Source organism: Bacillus sp. NP157 (assembly GCA_018889975.1).
Classification (GTDB): domain Bacteria; phylum Pseudomonadota; class Gammaproteobacteria; order Xanthomonadales; family Rhodanobacteraceae; genus Luteibacter.
On record CP076546.1, the window covers coordinates 4,012,835 to 4,036,652 of the forward strand.

General features: G+C 67.3%; 21 protein-coding genes. 9 read left to right on the plus strand and 12 right to left on the minus strand.

The annotated features are described in order from the left end of the window. Positions 1 to 15: 15 nt before the first annotated feature. Entirely contained in the window at positions 16 to 408 is a 393-nt protein-coding gene (locus KPL74_18315; GenBank protein ID QWT19691.1) for a helix-turn-helix domain-containing protein, read from the minus strand. A 442-nt stretch (positions 409 to 850) separates the two neighbouring features. On the opposite strand from KPL74_18315, the gene KPL74_18320 reads away from it, so the two are divergent. Next, a complete protein-coding gene (locus KPL74_18320; protein QWT19692.1) occupies positions 851 to 3,880 on the plus strand; it encodes a TonB-dependent receptor in 3,030 nt (1,009 codons plus the stop codon). Positions 3,881 to 4,040: 160 nt separating this feature from the next. Here the strand turns inward: KPL74_18320 and KPL74_18325 are convergent, their stop codons facing one another. The 3 genes from KPL74_18325 to KPL74_18335 are packed head-to-tail and all read right to left on the minus strand — an operon-like array spanning position 4,041 to position 6,072. Further along, the gene (locus KPL74_18325; GenBank protein ID QWT19693.1) at positions 4,041 to 4,661 is read right to left on the minus strand and encodes a PAS domain-containing protein; all 621 of its coding nucleotides are present in this window, start codon (positions 4,659 to 4,661) and stop codon (positions 4,041 to 4,043) included. 8 nt (positions 4,662 to 4,669) lie between these two features. Next, complete coding sequence (locus KPL74_18330; protein QWT19694.1) at positions 4,670 to 5,401, minus strand: DUF899 family protein; 732 nt, start codon at positions 5,399 to 5,401, stop codon at positions 4,670 to 4,672. 11 nt (positions 5,402 to 5,412) lie between these two features. Then, positions 5,413 to 6,072 (minus strand): glutathione S-transferase family protein, encoded by a 660-nt coding sequence (locus KPL74_18335; GenBank protein QWT19695.1) that lies wholly within the window; start codon positions 6,070 to 6,072, stop codon positions 5,413 to 5,415. A gap of 102 nt (positions 6,073 to 6,174) precedes the next feature. On the opposite strand from KPL74_18335, the gene KPL74_18340 reads away from it, so the two are divergent. Next, on the plus strand, positions 6,175 to 7,401 hold the full coding sequence (locus KPL74_18340) for an FAD-dependent monooxygenase (GenBank protein QWT19696.1): 1,227 nt from the start codon (positions 6,175 to 6,177) through the stop codon (positions 7,399 to 7,401). Positions 7,402 to 7,458: 57 nt separating this feature from the next. After that, entirely contained in the window at positions 7,459 to 8,496 is a 1,038-nt protein-coding gene (locus tag KPL74_18345; GenBank protein QWT19697.1) for a L,D-transpeptidase, read from the plus strand. Between the two features lie 15 nt (positions 8,497 to 8,511). On the opposite strand, the gene KPL74_18350 is transcribed toward KPL74_18345, so the two are convergent. The 4 genes from KPL74_18350 to KPL74_18365 all read right to left on the minus strand — a co-directional run bounded on the left by KPL74_18350 (position 8,512) and on the right by KPL74_18365 (position 12,933). Continuing rightward, on the minus strand, positions 8,512 to 9,282 hold the full coding sequence (locus tag KPL74_18350; protein ID QWT19698.1) for a DNA/RNA non-specific endonuclease: 771 nt from the start codon (positions 9,280 to 9,282) through the stop codon (positions 8,512 to 8,514). A 138-nt stretch (positions 9,283 to 9,420) separates the two neighbouring features. After that, complete coding sequence (locus KPL74_18355; protein ID QWT19699.1) at positions 9,421 to 10,323, minus strand: LysR family transcriptional regulator; 903 nt, start codon at positions 10,321 to 10,323, stop codon at positions 9,421 to 9,423. Between the two features lie 77 nt (positions 10,324 to 10,400). Then, a complete protein-coding gene (locus KPL74_18360; protein ID QWT19700.1) occupies positions 10,401 to 11,165 on the minus strand; it encodes an SDR family oxidoreductase in 765 nt (254 codons plus the stop codon). A gap of 145 nt (positions 11,166 to 11,310) precedes the next feature. Beyond that, positions 11,311 to 12,933 (minus strand): PAS domain S-box protein, encoded by a 1,623-nt coding sequence (locus tag KPL74_18365; protein QWT19701.1) that lies wholly within the window; start codon positions 12,931 to 12,933, stop codon positions 11,311 to 11,313. Between the two features lie 115 nt (positions 12,934 to 13,048). On the opposite strand from KPL74_18365, the gene KPL74_18370 reads away from it, so the two are divergent. From KPL74_18370 to KPL74_18390, 5 genes are all read left to right on the plus strand, one after another. Beyond that, entirely contained in the window at positions 13,049 to 13,258 is a 210-nt protein-coding gene (locus KPL74_18370; GenBank protein QWT19702.1) for a dodecin family protein, read from the plus strand. 87 nt (positions 13,259 to 13,345) lie between these two features. Continuing rightward, positions 13,346 to 13,708 carry a hypothetical protein gene (locus KPL74_18375; protein QWT19703.1) on the plus strand — a complete coding sequence of 121 codons (363 nt, stop codon included), beginning with the start codon at positions 13,346 to 13,348 and terminating at the stop codon, positions 13,706 to 13,708. A gap of 67 nt (positions 13,709 to 13,775) precedes the next feature. Next, positions 13,776 to 15,050 (plus strand): TolC family protein, encoded by a 1,275-nt coding sequence (locus tag KPL74_18380; GenBank protein QWT19704.1) that lies wholly within the window; start codon positions 13,776 to 13,778, stop codon positions 15,048 to 15,050. Next, entirely contained in the window at positions 15,047 to 16,156 is a 1,110-nt protein-coding gene (locus KPL74_18385; protein ID QWT19705.1) for an efflux RND transporter periplasmic adaptor subunit, read from the plus strand. Before KPL74_18380 ends, KPL74_18385 begins: the two co-directional genes overlap by 4 nt. Beyond that, complete coding sequence (locus tag KPL74_18390) at positions 16,156 to 19,266, plus strand: CusA/CzcA family heavy metal efflux RND transporter (GenBank protein QWT19706.1); 3,111 nt, start codon at positions 16,156 to 16,158, stop codon at positions 19,264 to 19,266. Before KPL74_18385 ends, KPL74_18390 begins: the two co-directional genes overlap by 1 nt. Here KPL74_18390 and KPL74_18395 read toward each other — a convergent pair. Continuing rightward, positions 19,250 to 20,077 carry a helix-turn-helix transcriptional regulator gene (locus tag KPL74_18395; protein QWT19707.1) on the minus strand — a complete coding sequence of 276 codons (828 nt, stop codon included), beginning with the start codon at positions 20,075 to 20,077 and terminating at the stop codon, positions 19,250 to 19,252. The genes KPL74_18390 and KPL74_18395 overlap by 17 nt on opposite strands. A gap of 101 nt (positions 20,078 to 20,178) precedes the next feature. On the opposite strand from KPL74_18395, the gene KPL74_18400 reads away from it, so the two are divergent. Then, entirely contained in the window at positions 20,179 to 21,069 is an 891-nt protein-coding gene (locus KPL74_18400) for an SDR family oxidoreductase (GenBank protein QWT19708.1), read from the plus strand. A 29-nt stretch (positions 21,070 to 21,098) separates the two neighbouring features. On the opposite strand, the gene KPL74_18405 is transcribed toward KPL74_18400, so the two are convergent. From KPL74_18405 to KPL74_18415, 3 genes are all read right to left on the minus strand, one after another. After that, positions 21,099 to 22,088: an alpha/beta hydrolase gene (locus tag KPL74_18405; protein QWT19709.1), complete on the minus strand. Its 990-nt coding sequence runs from the start codon at positions 22,086 to 22,088 to the stop codon at positions 21,099 to 21,101. A 101-nt stretch (positions 22,089 to 22,189) separates the two neighbouring features. Next, positions 22,190 to 22,843: a glutathione S-transferase family protein gene (locus KPL74_18410; GenBank protein ID QWT19710.1), complete on the minus strand. Its 654-nt coding sequence runs from the start codon at positions 22,841 to 22,843 to the stop codon at positions 22,190 to 22,192. After that, on the minus strand, positions 22,840 to 23,709 hold the full coding sequence (locus KPL74_18415) for a hypothetical protein (GenBank protein ID QWT19711.1): 870 nt from the start codon (positions 23,707 to 23,709) through the stop codon (positions 22,840 to 22,842). The genes KPL74_18410 and KPL74_18415 overlap by 4 nt, the downstream gene beginning before the upstream one ends. Between the last annotated feature and the right edge of the window lie 109 nt (positions 23,710 to 23,818).

Below are 23,818 nucleotides of genomic sequence, written 5' to 3' on the forward strand. Positions count from 1 at the left end.
GGCAGGCGCCGGCGCCTAGCGCGCGGCGGCCGTCCGCTGGTAGCGCAGCAGGGCCATCACCGCGCCACGGTCGCGCGGGGTGGCCTCGCGGAACCAGCGCACCAGCAGGCGGATCTCGTCGCTCTCGTCCGGCGCCGCTTCGCCCACCAGCGCGCCGATCGAGACGTCGAAGTACATCGACAGCGCCCGCAGCACCGCATACGACGGATTGGCGCTGGTGCCCTTCTCCAGCTGGTGGACGTGCGACTTGGACAAGCCCAGCGCATCCGCCACTTCCTGCAGGGAATGGCCCCTGGCTTTGCGAAGCTCGCGAACCCTTGCGGCCAGCGCGTTCGCGTTTTCGGCATCGGGCGTCGCCGGGTAAGAAAAATTCTTACCGTCTTTTTCTACGTCTTTCGTACGAACCACGGGTCGAACCCCCTATCCAACCACCCCGAGCCATCGCCCGGGCCTGGCCATCATCATGCATGGCCAGCCTGCCAGTGCCCTTCAAATGGCTTTACTAGGCCATTTCCCCTTGTCGAAGCCGCGTCGCTTCTCGCCCTACGCAACCCTTTTTTCGCAGCGTGCCGCCCCCCTGTCAATCGGAATGCTTCGCAGGCCCGGTCGCGATTTCGTACTTCCCCAGCGTACGAAACCGTCGCGTATGGACGTACGAAGGCGCAAGAACGTGCCCGGGCGCGTTGACGGTTTGTTATCGAACCGTTTACAAAGTTGTGCAGGCTATGTGACACGGATCGCGTTTCAAGGGCTTGCTTGTAGTGACGGCGACACTCCTGAGGGAGGGAGTCCGCCGGCGATTTTTTTTCTGGTGTGGCGCTTGCCGCATTCTTTTTCTGGGGGACATTGCATGTTTTCATCGATTCGGCCGCGCTCCGCGGCCGTGGTAAGCCGTTCTTTGCTCCATGTCGCGATCGCGACCGCGCTGGCGCTGCCGTCGGCCGCGGTTTTCGCACAGTCGACCACCGGTACGATCTACGGCCAGGCTCCGGCTGCCGCCGGTGAGTCGATCCGCATCGAGAGCAACACCGGCCAGTCGCGCGAAGTGGGCGTCGACGCCAGCGGCCGCTACACGCTGCCGGAACTGCCGATCGGTAAGTACAAGGTTTCGCTGCTGAAGGACGGTGCCGTCGTCGATTCGCGCGATAACGTCAACGTGGTCGTCGGTCGCGGTATCGATGTCTCGTTCGTCGCCGCCGCCGCTGGCGAAGCGCAGAACCTGCAGAGCGTCACCGTTTCGGCCAACACGCTGCCCGCCATCGACGTCTCGAGCGTCGACGCCCGCACCGTCGTTACCTCGCAGGAACTCGCCAAGTACCCGCTAGGCCGCACCGCCGAAGCCATCGCGCTGCTGGCGCCGGGCGTCGTCCCGGGTAGCTCGTACTTCGCCGGCCCGACGCGTAACGCGCTGGTCTCGTTCAGCGGTTCGTCCGTGACCGAGAACGCGTACTACATCAACGGCTTCAACACGACCGACCCGGTCAGCGGCTTCGGTGGCATCACGCTGCCGTACAACGTCATCGAGCAGCAGGAAGTGCTGACCGGCGGCTACGGCGCTGCCTACGGCCGTTCCGACGGTGGCGTGCTCAACCAGATCGGCAAGCAGGGCACCAACGAGTGGCATTTCGGCGCGCAGGTGCTCTACACCCCGCGTTCGCTGAAGGGCGACCCGAAGGACACCTACTACACCCAGGGTCCGAACGCCGGCAAGATCTACCGCCAGTTCAGCGACAACAAGTCGTGGGTTGCCACCACCAGCGCCTACGCGTCCGGTCCGCTGATCAAGGACAAGCTGTTCTTCTTCATCGCCGCTGAGTATGAAAAGACCCAGGGCGACAGCGTCGGCGCCGTCACGCTGCCGTACAACACCAAGTACAGCTACCGCGACCCGCGCTACTACGGCAAGCTGGACTGGAACATCACCGACAACCACCACCTTGAAGCGACCTTCGCGTCGAGCAAGGACCAGTACGCCGGTAACCTGTACAACTTCGACTACGCGAATCGCCAGACCGGCGACTACAACAGCAGCGACACCTCGCTGAAGAACTCCGGCGACCTGGGCGTCCTGAAGTACACCGGTTACATCACCGATGACCTCACGATCACCGCCCTGTACGGCAAGCTGAAGTCGACCTACTTCTCGCAGATCCCGGGTTACGACCCGACCCTGCCGTTCATTGCTGGCCGTGACCAGCAGAACCCGGCCATCGGCCAGAACATCGGTAACTCGCAGACCGTCGCCACGTTCACCGATCCGAAGCACAAGTCGACCAACCGCAACCTGCGCTTCGACGTGTCGTACCACATCGGCGATCACACGATCACCGCCGGTATCGATAACCAGGACGTGCATGACGTCGATGACGGCGACACCACGTCGGGCCCGGGCTACGAGTGGATCTACTCGCAGGTCGCCCCGGGTACGCCGATCCTGGACAACGGCACGGTCTTCGTCGACGCGCCGAACAAGTACGCCAACGGCGCTGGTGGCTACGTCGTCAACCAGCAGATCTACAAGACCGCCGCTTCGGTCCGCGTGAAGCAGCGCGCCCAGTACATCGAGGACACCTGGCAGGTGACCGATCGCTGGCTGGTGAAGCTCGGCCTGCGCAACGACCAGTTCACCAACTACAACCCGGACGGCGTCGCTTACCTCAAGCTGACCAGCCCGCAGTGGGCGCCGCGCATCGGTGCTACCTGGGACGTGAACGGCGACTCGTCGACGAAGATCTTCGCCAACGTCGGTCGTTACTACCTCGCGCTGCCGGCCTCGGTCGCGCTGCGTTCGGCAGGTTCCTCGCTGTACACCAATGAGTACTTCACGTACTCGGGTATCGACGGCCAGGGCAACCCGACCGGCCTGACCCAGATCGCTACCTCCACCGGTGGCCCGGTCTCGAGCAACGCCGAGTACGGCCAGCCGCGCGATCCGAAGACGGCTGCGTCCAGCAACCTGAAGTCGGAGTTCCAGGACGAAGCCATCCTCGGCTTCCAGACCGAACTGAACCCGGACTGGGTTGCCGGTGCGAAGCTGACGTGGCGCAAGCTGCGTAACGCGATCGACGACGTGGCCGATCAGGACACCATCCTGAACAAGGCGCAGTCGCTCGGTTACAACGTCACCATCGACGACATCCAGGGCGGCTACCTGTTCAACCCGGGTCGTGCCAACACGTTCAAGATCCCTGACGGCAACGGCGGCTACTACGACGTGCCGGTCACCAACAAGGATTTCGGCTTCTCGAAGCTGAAGCGTAAGTACTACGGCCTCGACCTGAGCCTCGAGCATCCGTTCGATGGCAAGTGGCAGGCGAAGGCGCTGTACACCTTCAGCCGCAGCTACGGCAACTCGGAAGGCCAGGTCAAGTCGGACATCGGCCAGGACGACATCTCGGCCACGCAGGACTGGGACTTCGCTTCGCTGATGAGCTACGCCAACGGCGCGCAGTCGAACGACCAGAAGCACGTGCTGAAGCTGTACGGTTCGTACCAGATCAACCCGGAATTCCTGGTTGGCGCGGTGCTCAGCGTTGCCTCGGGCAAGCCGCGTAGCTGCCTTGGCTACTACGGTCCGGACGAAACCTCGCCGGCTTACGCTGGTCCGTATTACCACTGGTGCGGTGGCCAGCCGTCGCCCCCGGGCACGTACCGTTACCCGTGGCAGAAGATCCTCAGCCTGAACGCCGAGTACCGTCCGGCCTTTGCCGACCACAAGCTCGCGTTCAACGTGATGGTCTACAACGTCACCAACAAGACCGAAGTCACCACGGCTTACGCCTACTACGGCGCTTCCGATGCACGCCTGTCGCGTTACGACAGCGCGCTGTACCGCAGCCAGCCGCGTTACGTCCGCTTCGGCATGACGTACGACTTCTAAGTCGGTTAGCACCACCGGACGGCTGGCCATGGATGGCTAGCCGCCCACAAGTCCGGAAGAGAGTGCGGAGCAAAGAACACCGTCACTTCCGGCGGCGAACATGCCAGTTACGATTTCGCCAGATCTCCCCAATTGACCCGCGCCCCAGGTGCGGGTTTTTTTATGCGCGCTCGCCGCGTGCGGCCTTCAGCGTCTTATAGAGGGTGGCGCGCGACACGCCGAGCACCTGGGCGATGTAGTTCGCGGCGTGCCGGATGTCGAATAGCCCGCGATCGGCCAGGGCACGCACGAGCGCTTCGCGTTCGGCGACGTCGAGCATGCCCAGGCTGATCCCGCGTTCGCCGAGGAACTGGCCGACCTGCTCGTTCACGTCTTCGCGCCAGTCTTCGCGGAACAGCGCCGCGGGGCGCGGGGCTTCGTCGCCGAAGCGCAGGAAATCCTTCAGCACGCCCTGCATCGACGCGAACATCGACACATCCAGGTTGATGCACATCAGGCCGGTGGCGCGGCCGCGGCCGTCGCGCAGCACGGCGGTCACCGACTTCAGGGCACGCCCGTCGACGTTGGTCTTCGGGTAGGGGCCGATGACGCTTTCCGCGGCGGCGGGCGGCTCACCGATGTCGTTGAGCGAGTCGTCGCCGGGCGCGCGCCGCGAGAGCCGGTTGGCGATGTGCCGGATCGTGCCGCTGGCCAGGTCGTGGATCACGACCTCGGCGTGCGGCTTGAGCAGGGCGGCGACGGCATCGGCGACGGGGATGAACGGGGCAAGGGGATCGGCCATGCCCCGGATCATCGAAGTGGCGAGACGTTTTGTCCAGTTCGGTAGTCCAGCTTCGGATACCAGTCCGGGCGGCGCCCTTCCGGCGTGCAGTCGAGCACGGTCCACAGCGGCATCAGGTCCGGGGCGCCGCGCGGATCCTGCCCCGGGTCGGCGGTCGCCGCATCCATCTCGCCGGCCCAGAAGTGGCGGATCGTGCCGTCGCGACGGGTAAATACGTTGAACGCGGGGATGTCGTTGCCTTCGGCGTCCAGCGCGAAGTAGTCGCGGCTGAAGGCCCCGTTGGTGTCGGTGACGAAGCGCAGGTGCTGCCAGCCACGTTCGCGGGCGAAGGCCTGCATGCGCTCCCATGGCGAACGCGAGACGACCACCAGCGCCACGTTCTGCTCGATGTCGCGGGCTTCGCCATCCCACGAGGCGAGCAGGGCCGAGCACATCGGGCACGGACGATCGCGCTCCGGGCCGAACATCCAGCTATAGGTCACCAGCGTCGGCTTGTCGCCGAACAGCGCGGCGACGTCGAGCGGGCCCCCTGCGCCGGCGAAGCGGTAGTCGCCGCCGACTTCGCCGCCAGGCGGCAGCGCGCGGCGTAGCGCGGCAACGCGTTCGATCTGCCGGCGCAGCTCGATCTCCTCGGCCAGCAACGCCGTGCGCGCGGCGCGGTATGCGGCGCTTTCGTTGGGCATGCGCATGGCGCTGCGCGAGGCAAGGATCGAGGCCGGAACCAGGGTGTCTGCGTTCATGGTGTGCTCCGTCAATCGCGATCGGGCGCGCCGAGGGGGAACAGCGCGCGATAGGGGCGGGCTTCGTCGACGGCCCGGGCAAACGAGGGTCGCGCCAGCAGCCGCTGGCGGTATGCATGGACGTGGACGAAGCCTTGGTCGAGCGGATGGGCCCAGTCCGCGTAAAACAGCGACGGCGCCGCGCCACAGTCAGCGAGGCTGAAGCGATTGTCGACGGCCCAGCTGCGGCCTTCCATGTGTCGATCCAGCCACGCATAGGCGTGGTCGAGCACGCAGCGTGCGTGGGCGACGCCGGTGGGATCGTGCTGGTGCGGCGCACGCATGGCATCGGCAACGATCGCCTGCAGCGGGGTAGAGATGTAGTTGTCGAAGAAACGATCGAGGTTGCGTACGTCCAGTGCCGCCTTCGCGTCGTCGGGCAGCATCGGTGCGGGGCCGGGATGGTAGAGCTGCAGGTATTCGATGATGGTGCTGGCCTCGGTGACCACGCGCTTGCCGTCGACCAGCACGGGGAAGCGCTTCAGCGGCCACAGCTCGGCGAACTCGGCGTAGATCTCGGGATGCTCCGGCGACAGCATCCGCCATTCGAACGGCGTGCCGTTTTCGTACAGGGCGATCAGCGCCTTCTGGCAGTACGACGAGAACGGGTGGGCATAAAGCTTCAGCGTCATGGACGGTTCCTCGCAATGGAGCGGGCTTCTAACCCTGCGTCGATCCAGCCAGGGGGTTTTCGACAAACCGGCTTGGTATGCTCGGCGCGACACGGAGGCGCCATGAAGATCGCGATTACAGGCTATGGAACGGCCGGGCAGGCCAGTGCGATCCTGCTCGCCGCACAAGGCCATGAGGTTACCGTTTTCGAGAAGAGCCCGTCGCTGGGGCCGGTCGGCGCGGGATTCCTGCTCCAGCCCACGGGCCTTGGCGTGCTTGGACGGCTCGGCCTGGCGGACCGGGCGCTGGCGCTGGGCCAGCGGATCGACGAACTGCACGGCTGCACGCCGGGCGGTCGGGATGTCATGGCGATGCGCTACCGCGACCGCCGGGAGGGCTGTTTCGGCCTGGGCATGACCCGTGGCGCCCTGTTCGAATTGCTTCGCGATGCGTGGCCCGGGGCGGCATCGGTGCGTACCGGCGTGCGCATCGACGCCTACGATCCGGCGACCCACCTGCTGCGCGACGACCAGGGCGGCGAGCACGGTCCGTTCGACCTCGTCGTCGCTGCTGACGGCGTGCACTCCAGCCTGCGGCCACACTGCGCGGGCCAGGTCCGTCGCGCATCCATGTACGCCTGGGGGGCGATCTGGTGCCTGCTACGCGTGGACGACTGGCCGACACCGACGGTGCTGCGGCAGCGCTATGCAGGCACCCGGTCGATGATCGGCATGTTGCCCGTGGGCACGCGGCCCGGCCACGACGGGCGCTGGGTAACCTTCTACTGGAGCCTGCCCGGCAGCGAGGTGGATCGCTTCGACGACGCCGGCGTGGCCGCCATGAAGGCGGGCGTGCAGCGGATCTGGCCGGAGGTGTCGCCGTGCCTCGAACACGTGACGAGCGCCGCGCAACTCAACCACGCGCGGTATCGCGACGTGCTGCTCCGCGCCCCGCACCATGCGCGCATGGTGGTGATCGGCGACGCGGCGCACGCCATGAGCCCGCAGTTGGGGCAGGGCGTGAACATGGCCCTGCTCGATGCCGCGGCGCTCGCGGATGCGCTCGCGGCACACCCGGTGCTGGACGACGCGCTGGCGGCTTACCGACGCAGCCGGCATGCCCACGTGCGGCTGTACCAGCGGATGAGCCGCTGGCTGACCCCGGTGTTCCAGTCCGACCACACCGCGTTGGGCTGGTGCCGTGACCTCGTGTTCGGTCCGCTGGGCCGCGCGCCCGGTGCGCGCCAGGCCATGCTCAGCATCCTCACCGGCGAAGCCGGGCATCGCCCCGCCGCCCTCGCGGCTGCGGCCACGGAGGTCGCGCCAGCCAGCGGGCATACCTTCGGCTAGCAGCGCCACTGCCCGCGATTGTTTACCCTCTCGCCAACGGATGCCTGGAACCCGCGCATGACCCGCCTGCTTGCCGCCTTCGCCTTGCTGATCGTCCTGGCCATGCCGGCCAGCGCCGCGGTGCCCACGTGGGGCGCGAAGCAATCCAGCCCGGCGGATACGCCGCCGTCCGCGTTGAAGGCGGGTGAGTGGATCTGGGGCGGCCGTGCGACCTCGCCCGGCCCGATGGCGGTGATCGTCAGCCTGACCGAACAGCGCGCCTATGCGTATCGCAACGGCATCCTCATCGGCGTCACCACGGTGAGCACCGGCAAGAAGGGATACGAGACGCCGACCGGTGTCTTCACGATCCTGCAGAAGGACAAGAACCACAAATCGAACAAGTACAACGCGGCGCCGATGCCTTACCAGGAACGGCTGACCTGGGATGGCGTGGCGCTGCACGCGGGTGGCCTGCCGGGGTATCCGGAATCGCACGGCTGCGTGCACATGCCCACGGAATTCGCGCGGCTGCTGTTCGACTCCACCAACATGGGCATGACCGTGGTCGTCGCTGAAGAGGGCACGGCGCCGGTCACCGTGGTCCATCCCACCGCCGTGATCCCGATCGACCCACGCAACGGCCGCGATCTCACCGTTGCGCCGCTGATGAACGGCGACATGTACAGCTGGAATCCGGACGCCTCGCCGACCGGTCCCATCTCCATGGTGCTCAGCGTGCCCGACCAGCGCGTCATCGTCTTCCGCAACGGCATCGAAATCGGCCGGAGCAAGGTCGAGGTCACCAATCCGCTCGTCGGCACCCATGCCTACATCGTGGCCGCGGGCTACATGGCGCCGGCGGCGACGCGCGAAGGGCTGCAGATGCCGAACTGGATCACGATCGGCATCCCCGGCCACGGCGAGGAAGCGGGCAAGGTCGTCGACGAGGCGCTGGTCGACCGCGTCGCCGTGCCACGCGAGTTCATGGCGAAGATCCTGCCGGAGCTGAAGCCCGGCGACGTGCTGCTCGCCACCGACGAAAGGATCCTGCCGTCGACGACGGGGCCGCAACTCGAAGTGATCGACGCCAGGCCGCCGGAGCGCGCCCCGTAGGACGCGCACGCGGTGTCAGTTGGGTAGCGGCAGCGAGATCGGATTCGACTTGATGCTGCTGCTGAGGCCGGGGAATGGATCGATGCCGGTCTCGTCGCTGATGTCGTCGATCGACACCACCGTGCACACGGTCGCGTCGACGTTGGTGCAACGCCACGCCGCCGCGCCACCCGCCTTCGCGTCGTAGACGGCTTTCCACGTGTAGTTCGGCACGATGACCGCGTCGTCACCGATGGTGTCGGGCGTGGCGCCATCGAAACCGGGGCCGGTGACGACGTAGATGTCGCCGTCGGCGAGCACCATGTTGCGCAGGCTGGTTTCGATGCGCTCCCACTTGCCGGTGTTCAGCGTGTGGTTCTGCGGCACCATGTTGGCCAGCGAAAAGCTATCGCGTTGCGCGGTGGCATTCGGTTCGTCGCCGCTCGGCGTCATGTGGCCACGGTCGAAGCCACTGCCCTTGTAGTCGGCGAGTTCCGAACGATCCGCTTCGGGGATCCCGGTCTCGGCGTGGAAGGCGTCCTTGCGCGGCGTATTCTGCGCGTCTTCGATCTGTTCCGTGGTGAGGTGCTCGGCGGCCCACAGCGGACCCTTGGTGACGCCCGAGGCGATCAGCGAATACGCGTTGAAACACAGCGTGGTGGTGCGCTCGGCTAGCGAGCTGTCGACGAGGTCGGGCGCTTCGGATCCCTGGAAGAACTGAGGGCAGGACGTCTCCGAAGCGAATGCCGAGCCGGCGAACACGAAGGCGACGACGGCGCAGAAGGCGCGCGCATGGCGTTTGAACATGTTTTGTTTCCCCACTTCACGATGGGATCCCCTGTTCGCGAGCCTCGCCATTCTTGCCGCGTTCGATGACGGCAGAGGTGCACGCGATGCACCGGAAATGCGAACGCGTTCACGCTTCCGCGCTTATCAATCGTTCGTTCAGCGATCGAAGCCGTTTTCGCCTATCGCATCGGCGAGGTAATTCACGAACGATGCGATGCGTGCGGAGATCGCGGTGTTTCGGTAGTAGACCGCGTTGATCGGCTGCCGGTGTTCGACCACCTGCCGCGCAAGCACTTCCACCAGCGTGCCGGCCTGGCGATCCTGCCAGGTCATGAAATCCGACAGGCAGACGATGCCGTTACCGCCCAGTGCAAGGTGGCGCAGTGTTTCGCCGCTCGACGTGGAGATGGTCGGCTTGATATGCAGCGGCTGGCGTCGTGCATCGCGCAGCGGCCATTCGTTGAGCAGGTCGGGCTCGGTGAAGCCGAGCAGGCTGTGTCCCTGCAGGTCGGCCACCTTGCGTGGCGTGCCGCGCCGTTCGAGGTAAGCAGGGCTCGCGAGCACGCGCACCTGGCTGCTGCCGATGGGTCGTGCGTGCAGGGTCGAGTCCTTCAGGCGCCCGATACGCAACGCGACGTCGGTGCGCCGTTCGAGCAGGTCGATATAGCCTTCGCTGGTATGCAGTTCCAGCTCGACGTCGGGATACTGCTCGCGGTAACCCGCCACCAGCGGCGCGACCACGTGGAGCATGAACGGCATGGCCGCGTCGACGCGGAGCCGCCCGGCCGGACGTGCACGCCGCGTCGCCATGGCTTCCTCGGCCCCCTCCACGGCGGCGACGATCTCGCGCGCCCGTTCGAGGAAGGCTTCGCCTTCGTCGGTCAGCTCGATCCGGCGTGTCGTACGGCGGAGCAGGGTGGTCTTCAGCTTCTGCTCGAGTCGCCCCAGCGTCCGGCTCGCCGCCGACACGGTCTGGTCCAGCTGCGTCGCCGCACTGGTGATCGAACCGGTATCGACCACGGCGATGAAGTTCTGGATCTCGTCGAGCGTGATGTCCATTGTTGCGCTGGCGGTAAGGGTGATCTGCTTATACCCGCAGACTGGCGCAAAAGTCACCCGACGCGCCGGTACATCACTCAAAGCCGGCTGATAGAAGCCCCACCGTCGACGAGCGATGCGGTGCCGGTGATGAACGAGGCGTCGTCCGAAGCGTAGAACAGCACGGCCTTCGCCAGTTCATCCGGCGTCGCCACGCGCTGCAGTGCGTGCATCCTGCGCAGCGTTTCCTGTGATTCGGGCGTGTCGTTCATTTCCAGGTACATCTCGGTTTCCACGGCGCCCGGCAACACGGCGTTGACCCGGATGCCGCGCGGTCCGAACTCGGCAGCAAGGGCCTGGGTGAGGCCGATCAGGCCGGCCTTGCTGGCGGCATACGCGGCCACGCCGGGGAACGAGAACGAGTAGCCGACGAAGGTTGAGGTGAACACGATCGAGCCGCCGCCGTCTTTTTCCATCTGCGCCAGCTGGTGCTTGGCCGAAAGGAACGAGCCGGTGAGATTGACGTCGATCGCCTGCTGCCAGCCCGACTCGCTGACGCCGGTGCTTGGCCCCAGCTCGCCGAGCGTGCCGGCGTTGTTGAAGGCGATGTCGAGGCGGCCATAGCGGGCGACGGCGAGCTCGACGAGCGCCCTGGCGTAGGCCTCGTCGCGGACGTCGCCGGCGAGGGCGGCGGCATCGCCACCGGCGGCCTGGATCTCGGCGACGAGGGATTGCAGCTCGGCGTCACGGCGGGCGCCGACCACCACCTTCGCACCTTCACGGGCGAACAGCAGGGCGGTGGCACGGCCGATGCCCGAACTGGCACCGGTGACGATGGCAACTTTGTTGGCAAGGCGGGACATGGCGGATCTCCACGGAAAGAAGGTATGGAGAGAGCTTGCGCCGGGCCGGTGCCGATGACGTTCCATGCCGCGGTCGCGGACGTTCGATGGCATCGAACGTCCCGAGCTGCGAGACCTGCGCGAGGCGCCCGGCGGCCGCGCGCGACTAGCTGCCCGGAGCGGCCACGGCACGCACGATGGTGCGTTCGAGGTTGTCGCGGTTGAATGGCTTGTCCAGGCGGAGCAGCCCCGGGAAATCGCCCATCGCGAGGTCGGCGTAGCCGGTGGCCAGAACCACGGGAAGCTCCGGGCGGGCCAGCCGGGCACTGCGTGCCACGTCGCCGCCGGTGATACCGGGCATGGCGTAGTCGGTCAGCAACAGGTCGTAGTCGCCGTCGCCGCGCAGCAGCTCGATGGCGCGCTCGCCGGATGCCGTGGCGGTGACGGCGTGGCCCATGTCTTCGAGCAGGGCCTTCAGCGTCGACAGCACCAGCACGTCGTCGTCGACGGCAAGGATGCGCAGGGCCGGCGCGGGCACCTCGGGCAACGGCCCGGCGATCAGCGGCCGGGGCAGGTCGACGGGGGCCTGTCCCACGATGGGCAACCAGATATCGGCGCGCGTGCCCACCGCCGGCTGGCTGCGCAGGACCAGGCGCCCGTGCGATTGCGCGGCGAGGCCGTGGACCATCGACAGGCCCAGTCCGGTGCCCTTGCCGACGCCCTTGGTGGTGAAGAAGGGATCCGTGGCGCGGGCCAGCGTCGCCGCATCCATGCCCGGGCCCTGGTCGACCACCGCGAGGCGGATATAGCGGCCTGCCGGCAAGCCAGGCACGTCGGCGTGCGGTGCTTCCAGTGCATCGGCCTCGATCGAGATCCGGCCGCCTCCATCGCCGTACGCATCGCGCGCATTGACCACGAGGTTCAACAGCGCGAGTTCGAGCTGGTGTGGGTCGACCAGCACGCGGTCGAGGCGGAAGGCGAAACGGGTCGCGAGCTGGAAACGCGCGCCAAGCGTGCCGTCGATCAGTTCCGACATGCCATGGACCAGCTCGACCAGGTCCACCGCCTGCGGGCGCAGCTCCTGCTTGCGGGCAAATGCCAGCATGCGTTGCGACAGGCTCTTGCCGCGGTTGACCCCGGCCTGGGCGGCCGCGACCAGGTTCTGGATGTTCGGGTCGTCGGGGATCCGGCGCACCAGCAGGTCGAGCGAGCTCTGGATCGCCATCAGCAGGTTATTGAAGTCGTGCGCCATGCCGCCGGTGAGCTGGCCAATGGCTTCCATTTTTTGCGACTGGAACAGCGCCTCGCGGGCTTCCTCCAGCTGCGCGGCGGCCTCGCGCTGCACGGTCACGTCGCGCGTCACCTTGGCGAAGCCGACGAGCTGGCCGTTGTCGTCGAGGATCCGGTCGATGATCACGTGGGCCCAGAAGCGGGTGCCGTCCTTGCGCACGCGCCAGCCTTCGGCTTCCACCCGGCCTTCGGCGGTCGCGCGGCGCAGGTTCCGCTCCGGCTCGTGCGTGGCCTGGTCTTCCTCGGTGTAGAACGCGCGGTAATGCCGGCCGATGATCTCGGCGGGCAGGTAACCCTTGATGCGCTGGGCGCCGGAGTTCCAGCTGGCCACCCGGCCGTCCGGGCTGATCATGTAGATCGCATAGTCGGCCACACCGTCCACCAGCAGGCGGAACTGGGTGTCGCTCTGGCCCAGGGCCATGACATCGGCCGGCCCGGGCGCATCGCCCGCCGCCCTGCCTGCCACGCCCGCATCGTCGTGCTGCACCATGTAACCCACGCTCCCCGATTTCCCGGGAGCATGCGCGCGCCGGCCGGCATTCGCCAGCCCCGGCTCACGTATTTCTTACGGCGATGGGCTCATCGTGGGGCCTTCATCCACCGAGGGCGCTGCCATGACCGACCATGTCTATAAGTCCGTCGAGCTCACCGGTTCGTCAGCGGACGGCACCGATGCCGCCGTCCGCTGTGCCATCGAACGCGCCTCGAAGACCATCCGCGACATCCGCTGGTTCAAGGTCATCGAGACGCGTGGCTACGTGGAAGACGGCAAGGTGGCGCACTGGCAGGTGACGATCAAGGTCGGCTTCACCCTCGAGGAATGACCCTCGCGCGGGTGCGCCATGAGTTGATTGGCGCATGACGGCGATGGAATTGTCTAACGCGGCACCCCTCGCCTACCATCGCTGGCGATGACCGCTCCGTCCGCCACGCTGTTTGCTTCCCTGCGCCGCCTTCGCGGTGCATGGCTGCTCGTGGCCGCCGCGCTGGTGATCAAGCTGCTTTCCGGCACGGCTTGCCTGCTGGACGGCGCACGCGTCGCCGCCACGGATGTCGTGCAGGTGATGCAGGCACAGGCGGCCGACGAGGGTGACCCGGGTTGCCTGCTCGACGAGCGTGGCGGTTGCCACTGCGCCTGCGCACATGCGGCCGCGTTGCCTTCGCACATCGCCACCCTGGCCGCCTACCTGCCGGCCCCGGCGCGGCACGCCCACGTTCCCGTGGAGCCCTCGCCACAGGTACCTGGCTCGCCGCTGCGCCCACCGATCGCCTGAGACCACGCCATGGCGCGCCGCTGCCCTTGCAGCGGCGTGGATTGCTTGTGTCCCAGGAGAAACCCCCATGTTCGCTCGACGTACAGCGCCTCTCGGCGCCCTGTGCGCGTTGCTTGCCGTCCCGGCCATCGCCAGCCAGGCGACCGCCGGCACGTCCTCGTTAGCCGCACCGCCACCTGCCGTGCAGGCGGCCATCCGTGACCTCTGGGCGCGTAGCCCGCGGGTCGAAGCCGCCGATGCCAGCCTTCGCGCCGCGCAGGAGCGCGCCCATGCCGCCGGCCAGCCGGTCTACAACCCTTCGCTCCAGCTGGACGGCGAAAACGCCGACGTCGATCGCCGTACGGTGGGCGCGAGCCTGACTCTCGACGTCACCGGCAAGCGCGGCGCGCGGGTGGTCGAAAACGCCGCCGCCGTGCGTGGTCGCGAAGCCGTGCTGCGGCGCGAGCGGCGCGACGTCGCCGCCGAGTGGCTCAAGGCATGGGCCGGCACGACCCTCGCGCGGGACCAGGTCGTGCTTGGCCGCGAGCGCCTCGCCCTGATGCAGCGCTTCGACGCGGAGGCCGCGCGACGGCTGGAAGCGGGCGACATCAGCGGCCCGGAGCGGGACCTCGCCCGCCTTGCCCTGGGCGAAGCCCACGTGCAGCAGTCCGCGCTGGATGCGCAGGCTGCATCCGCGGATGCAGCGCTGGCCGCGCTTGGCAGCGATGTCCGCGAGCCTTTGCCCGCATTGCCGCGCGAGCTGCCACCGTCGATCGACGCCGTGGTGCCCGTGCCCGAGGCCGAGCGGATCGAGACGGTCGAGGCCCAGGCCGAGCAGGAGCGTAGCGATGCGGCCGTCGTCGTCGCCGACCGTGCCCGCCGTCCCGATCCGACCGTGAGCCTCACCGGTGGCCAGGTGCGCAGTGGTCCGCGTACCGATCGTGTCGTCGGCGTCAGCGTCTCGATCCCCATCCCCCTGCGCAACAGCGGGCGACACGACGTGGATGCGGCGCGCGCCGATGCCGATGCCGCGTGGGCGGCGCGTCGTGCCGTGGCGCTTCGCGTCGCTGCGCAATGGCAAGGAACGCGGGCGACGTACGCGGCACTACGTGCGGCAAGCGAATCGTTCCGCCGCACGCGTGCCGAAGGGCGTGACGCACCCACGTTGCAACTCGACCGGCTTTGGCAGGCCGGCGAAATCACCACCTCGGATTACCTCGTGCAGGTGAAACAGCACCTCGATACCGCACTCGCCGGCCTCGCCCTGGAAAACCAGGCGTGGCAGGCGTGGTTCGACTACCTCGCCACGTCGGGCCGCCTCACCGAATGGATCGGCAGCCACGCAAAGGACACCACGCCATGACCTTCGTTTCGTATCGCAAGAAAACCCTGTGCGTCGTCGTCGCCGCGTTGCTGCCATGTCTCGCCGATGCCGCGCCCGTCGAGCCTGCCACGACGACGCATCCGCTGACGCTGGACGCCGACGCCATCCGGGAGGCCGGCATCGTGGTCAGCCAGCTCGCCCGTCGGAACATGACCGATGAGCTTCGCGCACCCGGCGAAGTCAAGGCCGATGCGTACGCCACCGCGCTGGTCACGCCGCGCGTCGCGTCGCAGGTGGTCGCGCGCAAGGCGGCGCTTGGCGATGAGGTGAAGGCGGGCCAGCCGCTGGTCGTCCTTTCCAGCGTCGACGTCGCCGAAACGCAGGGCCAGCTCATCGTCGCCAGCCAGGACTGGGCACGCGTCGCTGCGCTGGGACCGCAGGCCGTCTCGGCGCGACGCTACAACGAGGCACTCATCCAGCGCGACCAGGCCCGGGCGAAGCTGAAGGCCTATGGCCTGTCCGACGGCCAGCTTGCCGATCTGGTGAAGCGTGGCTCGCCTGCGGCGGACGGCCGCTTCGCCTTGCTGGCGCCGCAGGCCGGCCGGGTGACGACGGATGACTTCATCGTGGGTGAGCGCGTCGAGCCGGGCCGCGTCCTGTTTACGCTCGTCGCCGAATCGTCGGTATGGGTCGACGCCCGCCTTGCCCCCGGCGACGCCGCGCAGGTGAAGCGCGACGCCGAGGCCACGGTGCTGGCGCACGGACGGGAACTCCGCGGCCGCGTGATCCAGCGGTCGCACCAGGCCAGCGAGGCGAGCCGCACGGTCAGCCTGCGCATCCGCGTCGGCAACGAACACGACCTGCTGCATCCCGGCGAACTGGTCGAAGCGCGGATTGCCGTCGGTGCATCGACGGCGACGCTGGCGGTCCCCGCCGAAGCGATCGTCCTGCTGCAAAACCAGCCGACCGTCTTCGTCCGTGGAGAACGGCCCGGTCAATTCGAACCGGTGGCGATCGACCCGGGTGGCACCCGCGATGGGTGGACGGCGATCAGGCAGGGGCTGGAGGAAGGCGTGCCCTATGTCAGCAAGGGAGCGTTCGCCTTGAAGGCACGGATCCTCCGTGCGCAGCTGGGAGACGAATGATGCTCACCCGTATCGTCGCCCTGTCGTTGCAGTACAAGGTGCTGGTGATCATCGGCTTCGTGCTCGTGGCCGCGTTTGGCTACCACGCCGCGCGCACGCTGCCGATCGATGCCTTCCCCGACGTCACGCCGGTGCAGGTGAATGTCTACACCGAAGCCGCCGGCCTTGCCGCCGAAGACGTGGAAACCCTGCTCACCACGCCCGTCGAGTCGTCCCTTGCCGGCCTGCCCGGCGTGCAGGACGTGCGCTCGGTCAGCCTGTTCGGACTGTCTTATGTGTCGGTCTATTTCGACGACGACATGGATATCTATTTCGCCCGCCAGCTCGTGAACGAACGGCTGCAACAGGTCGGTGAGCGGCTTCCGGCGGGTTATGGAAAGCCGGAGATGGGACCGAACACATCCGGCCTGGGCCAGGTGTTCTGGTACACCGTGGAGCGTGCCAGCGACACGGCGGCGGACGCGCCATCCGACATGGACCTGCGTGCACTGCAGGACTGGTCGATCCGGCTGATCCTGCGTACGGCGCCCGGCGTCGACGACGTGACCTCGTGGGGCGGCCAGCAGAAGCAGTACCAGGTGCGTGTCGATCCGCTTCGGCTGGCCGCGCATTCGCTCGGCTTCAGGGACGTGATCGATGCGCTGGCCGCGAACAACGCGCAGGTCGGTGGCAACGTGCTCGACGTCGGCCGCGAGCAATACCTTGTCCGCGGCCTCGGGCTGGTGGAAAACGCGAAGGACATCGGCAGCATCGTGCTCACGTCCAGCGACGGAACGCCGGTCTACATCCGCGACGTCGCGACGGTGACCGAGGCCGGCGCGCCGCGCACGGGTGCGGTGACCCGCGATGGCAAGGAAGTGGTGCTGGGGCAGGCGCTCGCCCGCGTCGGCGAGAATGCGCGCAGCGTGGTCGACGCGGTCAAGGCGAAGCTGGAAACGGTACGAAAGGCGTTACCCAACGGAACGGTCGTCAAGCCCGTCTACGAACGCACCGACCTGGTCAACGCCGCGGTAGGTACCGCGGTGCGCGCGCTCATCGAGGGCTCGATCCTCGTCGCACTGGTGCTGTTCCTCTTCCTCGGCGAGTTGCGCAGCGCACTGATCGTCGTCGTGACCCTGCCCCTGGCCATGCTCATCGCGTTCATCTGCATGGGGCAGGCCGGGCTGTCGGCCAACCTGATGTCGCTTGCCGGCCTCGCGATCGGTATCGGCATGATGGTCGACGGTGCGGTGGTGATGGTGGAGAACGCTTTCAGGATCATGGCCGAGAAGCGTGCCGAAGGCGCGGGCGTCGACCGTTCCGCGGCGGTGTTGCAGGCGGCACGCGAAGTGGCGGCACCCATGGCCTTCGCGATCCTGATCATCATCGTGGTGTTCCTTCCGTTGCTCAGCCTGCAAGGGCTCGAAGGCAAGATGTTCAAGCCGATGGCATTCAACATCAGCTTCGCCATGGCCGGCTCATTGGTGCTTGCGCTGACCCTGGTGCCGGTGCTGGCCGCGCTGGTGCTCAAGCCGAAAGCCGAGAAGGACACGCGCCTGGTTGGCTACCTCAAGCGAGCCTATGCGCGGGTGCTGGGCTGGTCGCTCGCGCATCGCAGGGTCGTGCTCGGTATCGCCGCTGCCGCGCTCATCGCGTCGCTCGCGCTGTTCCCGTTCCTCGGCAAGGAGTTCATGCCCAACCTCCGCGAGGGCGCCATCATGTGGCGGATCACCTCGATCCCTTCCGCTTCCCTGGACGAGTCGATCGACATCTCGCGGCGCGTCGCCGACCGGATCAAGGCGAAGTTCCCGGAGGTGGACACGACGCTGGCGATGATCGGGCGCGCCGAGAAAGGCGAGACGGCGGACGTGAACTACATGGAGGTTTACACGCCGTTGAAGCAGGAGGCGCAGTGGCGCCGCGGCCAGACCCTGGAAAGCATCGAGGAAGCCATGCAGGCCGAACTCGGCGCGCTGCTACCCACGGCCGTGGTCAGTTACACCCAGCCGATCCAGATGCGTATCGAGGAATTGATTTCCGGCGTGCGCGCCACGCTCGCGCTGAAGATCTATGGCGATGATCTCGCTCAGCTCGATCGCCTCGCCGCGGCCAGCAAGGCGGTGCTGGCCGGCGTGCCGGGCGTCGCCGACCTCGCCCTCGAAGCCAACCTGGGCAAGCCACAGGTACGCATCGCGGTGGACCGCGAAGCCCTTGCCCGCTATGGCCTGAATGCCCAGGACATCCTCACCGTAGTTCGCAACGGCATCGGCGGCGAGCCCGTCGGCACGCTGCTGGACGGGGTGAAGCGTTTCGACCTGACGGTGCGACTCAACGCGGCGAATACGGCCTCGCTGCAGGAACTCGAACGGATACCGCTACGGACGCCGTCCGGTGCACTGGTGCGGCTCGACCAGGTGGCCTCCCTTACCACCGCGGAGGGCTACTCGTTCATCCGCCGCGAACAGCTGCAGCGCTACGCCGTGATCCAGATGGACGTGCGCGGCCGCGACATCGATGGCTTCGTCCGCGACGCCAACGCGGCCCTGGCGACATCGGTACCGATGCCGACCGGCTACTACAGCGAATGGGGCGGCGCGTTCGAGAACCAGCAACGTGCGCTGGCACGGCTGGCGATCATCGTGCCGGCAACGATCTTCCTGATCTTCATCCTGCTCTATACCGCCTTCAACTCGACCAGGCATGCCGCGCTGATCCTTGCCAACGTGCCGTTCGCGACGATCGGCGGGGTCGTCGGCCTGTTCCTCACCGGGCAATACCTGTCGGTGCCCTCCGCGATCGGGTTCATCGCCGTGTTCGGCGTGGCCATGCTCAACGGTATCGTGCTGGTCAGCTTCCTCAACGAACAGCGCCGTGCGGGCATGGGCGTGCGTGAGGCCGTCTTACGCGGCACGGCGCTGCGACTGCGGCCGGTGTTGATGACGGCGAGCGTGGCGATCCTGGGCCTCGTGCCGATGCTGCTCTCCCGCGGTGTCGGCGCCGAGACCCAGCGTCCGCTGGCGACCGTCGTCGTCGGCGGCCTGGTCACGGCAACCCTGTTGACGCTGGTGCTGTTGCCGGTGCTTTACGACTGGATGGAGGGCAGGAAGGAAGCGGTCAGCCCCCGTTCGTGACCTGCGCGAGCACGCGTGCCACCAGTTCCGGCGTGGTGGGGTTGTAGACCATCATCGTGAGGTCCGGGCGGCCGTCGACGGCGAAGGTGGAGAATTCCAGCTCCATCGTGCCCAGCGTGGGGTGATGCATGCGCTTCATCCCATCGCCATGCCCGGCGATGTCGCTGCTGCGCCAGAGCGTCGCGAACTCCGCGCTGCCCTGGCACAGCTCTTCCACCAGCGCGTTGATTTCGTCACCGGCGCCGGCGCGCGCGGCGTCGGCGCGAAAGGTGCCGACCACGAAGCGGGCGACGCTCAGCCAGTCGTCCTGCGCGGCACGGATGCGCTGGCTGGAAAACATCAGGCGAAGGATGTTGCGTTGCTCGCGCGGCAGCGTGGCGTAGTCGGTGAGCACGACGGCGGCGGCACGATTCCAGGCCACGACGTCCCACGTGGCGGTGCGGACGATGGCGGGGCTGGTCGGCATGGCGTCGAGCACGCGCTGCAGCCGCGGCGTGATGCCTTCGCTTTCCCGGTAGCGTGGTTGCGGCGGGTGGCCGAGTGCCAGCATGAACATGTGCTCGCGCTCGGTCTCGGTCAGCATCAGGCAGCCGGCGAGGCGCTCGAGCACGGACGCGGAGGGCGCGCCGCCGCGACCCTGTTCGAGCCAGGTGTACCAGGTCGGGCTGATGTTGGCGCGCTGGGCGACTTCCTCCCGGCGCAGCCCGGGCGTGCGCCGGCGACCGCCGGTGAAACCGAAGGTGGCCGGGTCGAGCCGGGAGCGGCGGTCGCGCAGGAAGCGACCCAGGGTATGCGGGTTATCGGTAGCCATGGCCGAAGGGGGTGGCGGTTATAACAGGATAACGTCCCTACTTTAACAGGGAGCGGCGTGGGCCAAGACTACACCCTGGCTTCCCCCACGGAGTAATCCCCATGCGTATTTTCCTTACCGGCGCCACGGGTTTCATCGGTTCGCGCATCGTCCCCGAGTTGCTCGCGGCCGGCCACCAGGTGCTTGGCATGACCCGATCGGAGAGCGGTGCCCGTGCGCTGGCGGCCGCCGGCGCCGAGGCGCACCAGGCGACGCTGGAAGACCTCGACAGCCTGCGCGCGGGTGCCGAAGGCGTCGACGCCGTGATCCACACCGCCTTCGACCACGACTTCTCGAACTTCGTCGCCAATTGCGAGAAGGACCGTCGTGTCATCGGGGCCCTTGGGTCGGTGCTGAAAGGCTCCCAACGTCCCTTGCTCATTACCTCGGGCACCGGCCTGGGCATGGGCGCCGACCACCAGCCGGCGCGCGAACAGATCGTCAACCTCGACCATCCCAATCCGCGCGTCGCGTCGGAGATGGCCGGCAATGCCTTGCTCGACGCCGGGGTGAACCTGTCCGTGGTGCGGCTACCCCAGGTCCACGATCCGGTGAAACAGGGCCTGGTGTCGCCCTTCATCGACCAGTCGCGCGCGAAGGGGCTGGTCGCCTACGTAGGCGATGGCAACAACCGCTGGCCCGCCGCGCACGTGGACGACGTCGCTCGCCTGTATCGGCTCGCGATCGAGAAAGCCGAAGTGGGTGCGCGCTACCACGCCGTCGACGAGGAAGGTGTCTCGGCCCGCGACATCGCCACGGTCGTCGCGGAGGGCCTCGGCCTGCCGCTGCGCTCGATCGCACCGGAAGAGGCCGCGGCGCACTTCGGCTGGCTGTCGATCTTCGCCGCCCTCGACATGCCCGCGTCCAGCGCCTGGACCCGCGACTACCTGGGCTGGACGCCCACCGGCCCCAGCCTCCTCGAGGACCTGCGCCGGATGGACTACACGGCTTAGGGCCCGCGACCGACAGCGCATCGCCGGCCTTATTTTGCCCCTGCTCCGCCGATCATCCCGAGGCCCGTCATCCATCGCTCTGCGAGGGCGGGCCACTCGGTGATCGCGTTGTCGGTCTTGCGCAGGCCGAAGGCGTGGCCGCCCTTGGCGTAGAGGTGCATCTCGACCGGGACCTTTGCCTGTTGAAGGGCGAGGTAGTAGGTGAGCGATTCGCGGATATCGTCGGTGGCGTCGTCTTCGGCCTGGACGATCAGCGTCGGCGGTGCATGCGGGTCGATCTTCACCTGGGGGTCCAGCGTCAGGCCGGGCTTCGTCCACAGGTGGCCGGGATAGAGTGCGATCGCGAAGTCCGGTCGCACGCTTTGCTTGTCGGCGTCGTCGACCGGCTTGTAGCTACGCTTCGCGTGGTTGCTGACATCGGCGACCATGCGTCCCCCCGCCGAGAATCCGACGACGCCGATCTTGTGCGGATCCACGCCCAGCGACGCGGCCTGCTGGCGTAGCAGGCTGATCGCGCGCTGCGCATCCTGCAGCGCCATCGGCTCGGCCGGATTGCGACGGCAGTTGCACTCGTCGTTCCAGTAGGGCCCGGAGCCCGGCACGCGGTATTTCACGACGACGCAGGTCATGCCTTTCGCAGTGGCCCAGTCGCAGACTTCCGTGCCTTCGAGATCGATCGCCAGCACGCGATAGCCGCCACCGGGAAACACCACCAGCGCGGCGCCATTGTTCTTGCCGACGGGCCGGAAGATCGACATCGTCGGTACCGAGACATGCTGGACCATGACGATGCCGCGCCCGGCGATCTGCCCGGTGCTCGACCCGAATCGTTCGTTGCCGGGATAGGCCGGTGCGGCGATCTTCAGCCCGGCCGGCCAGAGCGGCGTCTGCACGGCGGGGGCGGCCGGCTGCCATGGCCGGTCCTGCTGATTGACCAGCTTTTCCCCGCCGGTCTCGGCGCTGGCAAAAGCAGGCACGAGCAGCAGCGCGGCTGCGGCAAGCCAAGTCGATCGCGTCATGATCCGATCCCCTTCCAATGAGCGTCCCACTGTCGTGCAACGACATGGCATTTAGGGGGCGATCGGCCGACACGACGCTGGCACGCTGCGCCGGTGCCCATCTACCCCGCGGGCGGTGTGGGATTGTTGGTCGCCCACTGGGCCGCGAACGCGCGCTGGTACGCAGGCCTTGCTTCGGCGCGGGCCACATAGGCCGCGAGCGTCGGAAACTCGTTGAGCATGCCGGACGGCTTCAGCCGCATGAGTACCGACGCCATCACGAGGTCGCCTGCGCTGAACTCGCCTTCCAGCCACTCGGTATCACCCATGTGCCGGGCAAGCTGGGCGATGCGCTGGCGGATGCGTTCCTGGACCAGCGGCATGCGCTCCGCGGCCCAGGGCTTGTCGCCCTCCGAGAAGCGGCAGGTGACGAGGTCGAGGATCGGCGGCTCGACCGAGTTCAGGGCGGCGAACATCCACATGATCGCGCGGGCGCGAGCGTTCGGCTCGTCGGGCAACAGCCCGGGATAGCGATCGGCGAGATGGAAGATGATCGCGCCCGACTCGAACAGGGTGAGGTCGTCCTGCTGGAAGGTCGGAATCTGCCCGAACGGCTGGATGGCGAGGTAGGCCGGCTCCTTCATGGCCTGGAACGACACGCAGCGCACCTCGTAAGGCTGGCCGGTTTCTTCCAGTGCCCAGCGTACGCGTGTGTCGCGTGCCAGGCCCATGCCGCCGTCGGGCGACCGTTCGAACGCGGTGATCGTGATCGTCATGGCGTGCTCCTCGCGGGTGCCTGGCCATTCTTCACCGCCGGCTGCGGCGCCGCAACCGACGTGGCGGATGCCGGTTCGTCGTCGTCATCCTTGAGGATGTCGCGGGTGCAGCTATAGCCGAGGGCCAGGTGGGTCACGCCGGCCACCGCCGCGGTCTCGGGATCGTACTGGGCCTTGTCGTCCATCGTGCGTGGCGTGTCGAAATGCGACGGCTTCGCCTCGGGGGTGCCCCATACCTCGTCAACCGCGAAGCCCTTGCCGCAGCTGCCATAGAGAACGAAGCTGCCGGTCAGGTAGTAGCTGGCGTAGACCTCGTAAGGCGTGAGCTCCTTTCCATGGCTGGTGACATGGAACACCACCGGATGCTCTCCTTCCCCGTAGATCAGATCCATCGCCACCCGGTAATCGTGCACGGAAGGATCCGGTGCGAGCTTGGAATAATCCGGACCGGGCGGCGTCGCCTCGCAGGCTTCGATAGGGGTGAGTGACACCACCGTCTGGTAGACGTCGGCGCTGAAATAGCCGTTCGGCGCGAAGTCGAGCGTGCCGACCGAGCGGACATGGCAGCCCTTCCACTTCCACAGCGACGGGCCGTCCTCGACGTTGGAGTAAAGCTCCACGGAGTCCATGCCACAGGTTGGTTCGTCGAGGACCAGTTCGACCCAGCCGCGGATATTGTCGTGGATGACAAGCTGGCCGGTCAGGCTGCGCTCCACCGAAGGGACGGTGGGCCCGTCGTTACCCGGGAGGGGACAGGCCTGCGGGGGCATTTCCGGTGGGGTCTGCACCGCCGGTGCCTGCGCAAGCGCCGCTTGACCCACGCCAGCCAGCGCCACTCCCATCACGTGCGCGAGCAGGTAACGCATGCCGGTGATTCCCTGGTGAGCGCGAAAGCGCGGCGCCATGCTCCCATGTTGACAGGGGCCAATCCAGGTTTCAGCGCGACGTGCCGACGACATCGCCGGCCGCGCCCTG

What these genes read in the sequence shown, in the direction of transcription:
- KPL74_18320 (QWT19692.1), top strand. Translation starts at nt 851, where the DNA reads ATGTTTTCATCGATTCGGCCGCGCTCCGCGGCCGTGGTAAGCCGTTCT.
- KPL74_18325 (QWT19693.1), bottom strand. Translation starts at nt 4,661, where the DNA reads ATGGCCGATCCCCTTGCCCCGTTCATCCCCGTCGCCGATGCCGTCGCC.
- KPL74_18330 (QWT19694.1), bottom strand. Translation starts at nt 5,401, where the DNA reads ATGAACGCAGACACCCTGGTTCCGGCCTCGATCCTTGCCTCGCGCAGC.
- KPL74_18335 (QWT19695.1), bottom strand. Translation starts at nt 6,072, where the DNA reads ATGACGCTGAAGCTTTATGCCCACCCGTTCTCGTCGTACTGCCAGAAG.
- KPL74_18340 (QWT19696.1), top strand. Translation starts at nt 6,175, where the DNA reads ATGAAGATCGCGATTACAGGCTATGGAACGGCCGGGCAGGCCAGTGCG.
- KPL74_18345 (QWT19697.1), top strand. Translation starts at nt 7,459, where the DNA reads ATGACCCGCCTGCTTGCCGCCTTCGCCTTGCTGATCGTCCTGGCCATG.
- KPL74_18350 (QWT19698.1), bottom strand. Translation starts at nt 9,282, where the DNA reads ATGTTCAAACGCCATGCGCGCGCCTTCTGCGCCGTCGTCGCCTTCGTG.
- KPL74_18355 (QWT19699.1), bottom strand. Translation starts at nt 10,323, where the DNA reads ATGGACATCACGCTCGACGAGATCCAGAACTTCATCGCCGTGGTCGAT.
- KPL74_18360 (QWT19700.1), bottom strand. Translation starts at nt 11,165, where the DNA reads ATGTCCCGCCTTGCCAACAAAGTTGCCATCGTCACCGGTGCCAGTTCG.
- KPL74_18370 (QWT19702.1), top strand. Translation starts at nt 13,049, where the DNA reads ATGACCGACCATGTCTATAAGTCCGTCGAGCTCACCGGTTCGTCAGCG.
- KPL74_18375 (QWT19703.1), top strand. Translation starts at nt 13,346, where the DNA reads ATGACCGCTCCGTCCGCCACGCTGTTTGCTTCCCTGCGCCGCCTTCGC.
- KPL74_18380 (QWT19704.1), top strand. Translation starts at nt 13,776, where the DNA reads ATGTTCGCTCGACGTACAGCGCCTCTCGGCGCCCTGTGCGCGTTGCTT.
- KPL74_18385 (QWT19705.1), top strand. Translation starts at nt 15,047, where the DNA reads ATGACCTTCGTTTCGTATCGCAAGAAAACCCTGTGCGTCGTCGTCGCC.
- KPL74_18390 (QWT19706.1), top strand. Translation starts at nt 16,156, where the DNA reads ATGCTCACCCGTATCGTCGCCCTGTCGTTGCAGTACAAGGTGCTGGTG.
- KPL74_18395 (QWT19707.1), bottom strand. Translation starts at nt 20,077, where the DNA reads ATGGCTACCGATAACCCGCATACCCTGGGTCGCTTCCTGCGCGACCGC.
- KPL74_18400 (QWT19708.1), top strand. Translation starts at nt 20,179, where the DNA reads ATGCGTATTTTCCTTACCGGCGCCACGGGTTTCATCGGTTCGCGCATC.
- KPL74_18405 (QWT19709.1), bottom strand. Translation starts at nt 22,088, where the DNA reads ATGACGCGATCGACTTGGCTTGCCGCAGCCGCGCTGCTGCTCGTGCCT.
- KPL74_18410 (QWT19710.1), bottom strand. Translation starts at nt 22,843, where the DNA reads ATGACGATCACGATCACCGCGTTCGAACGGTCGCCCGACGGCGGCATG.
- KPL74_18415 (QWT19711.1), bottom strand. Translation starts at nt 23,709, where the DNA reads ATGCGTTACCTGCTCGCGCACGTGATGGGAGTGGCGCTGGCTGGCGTG.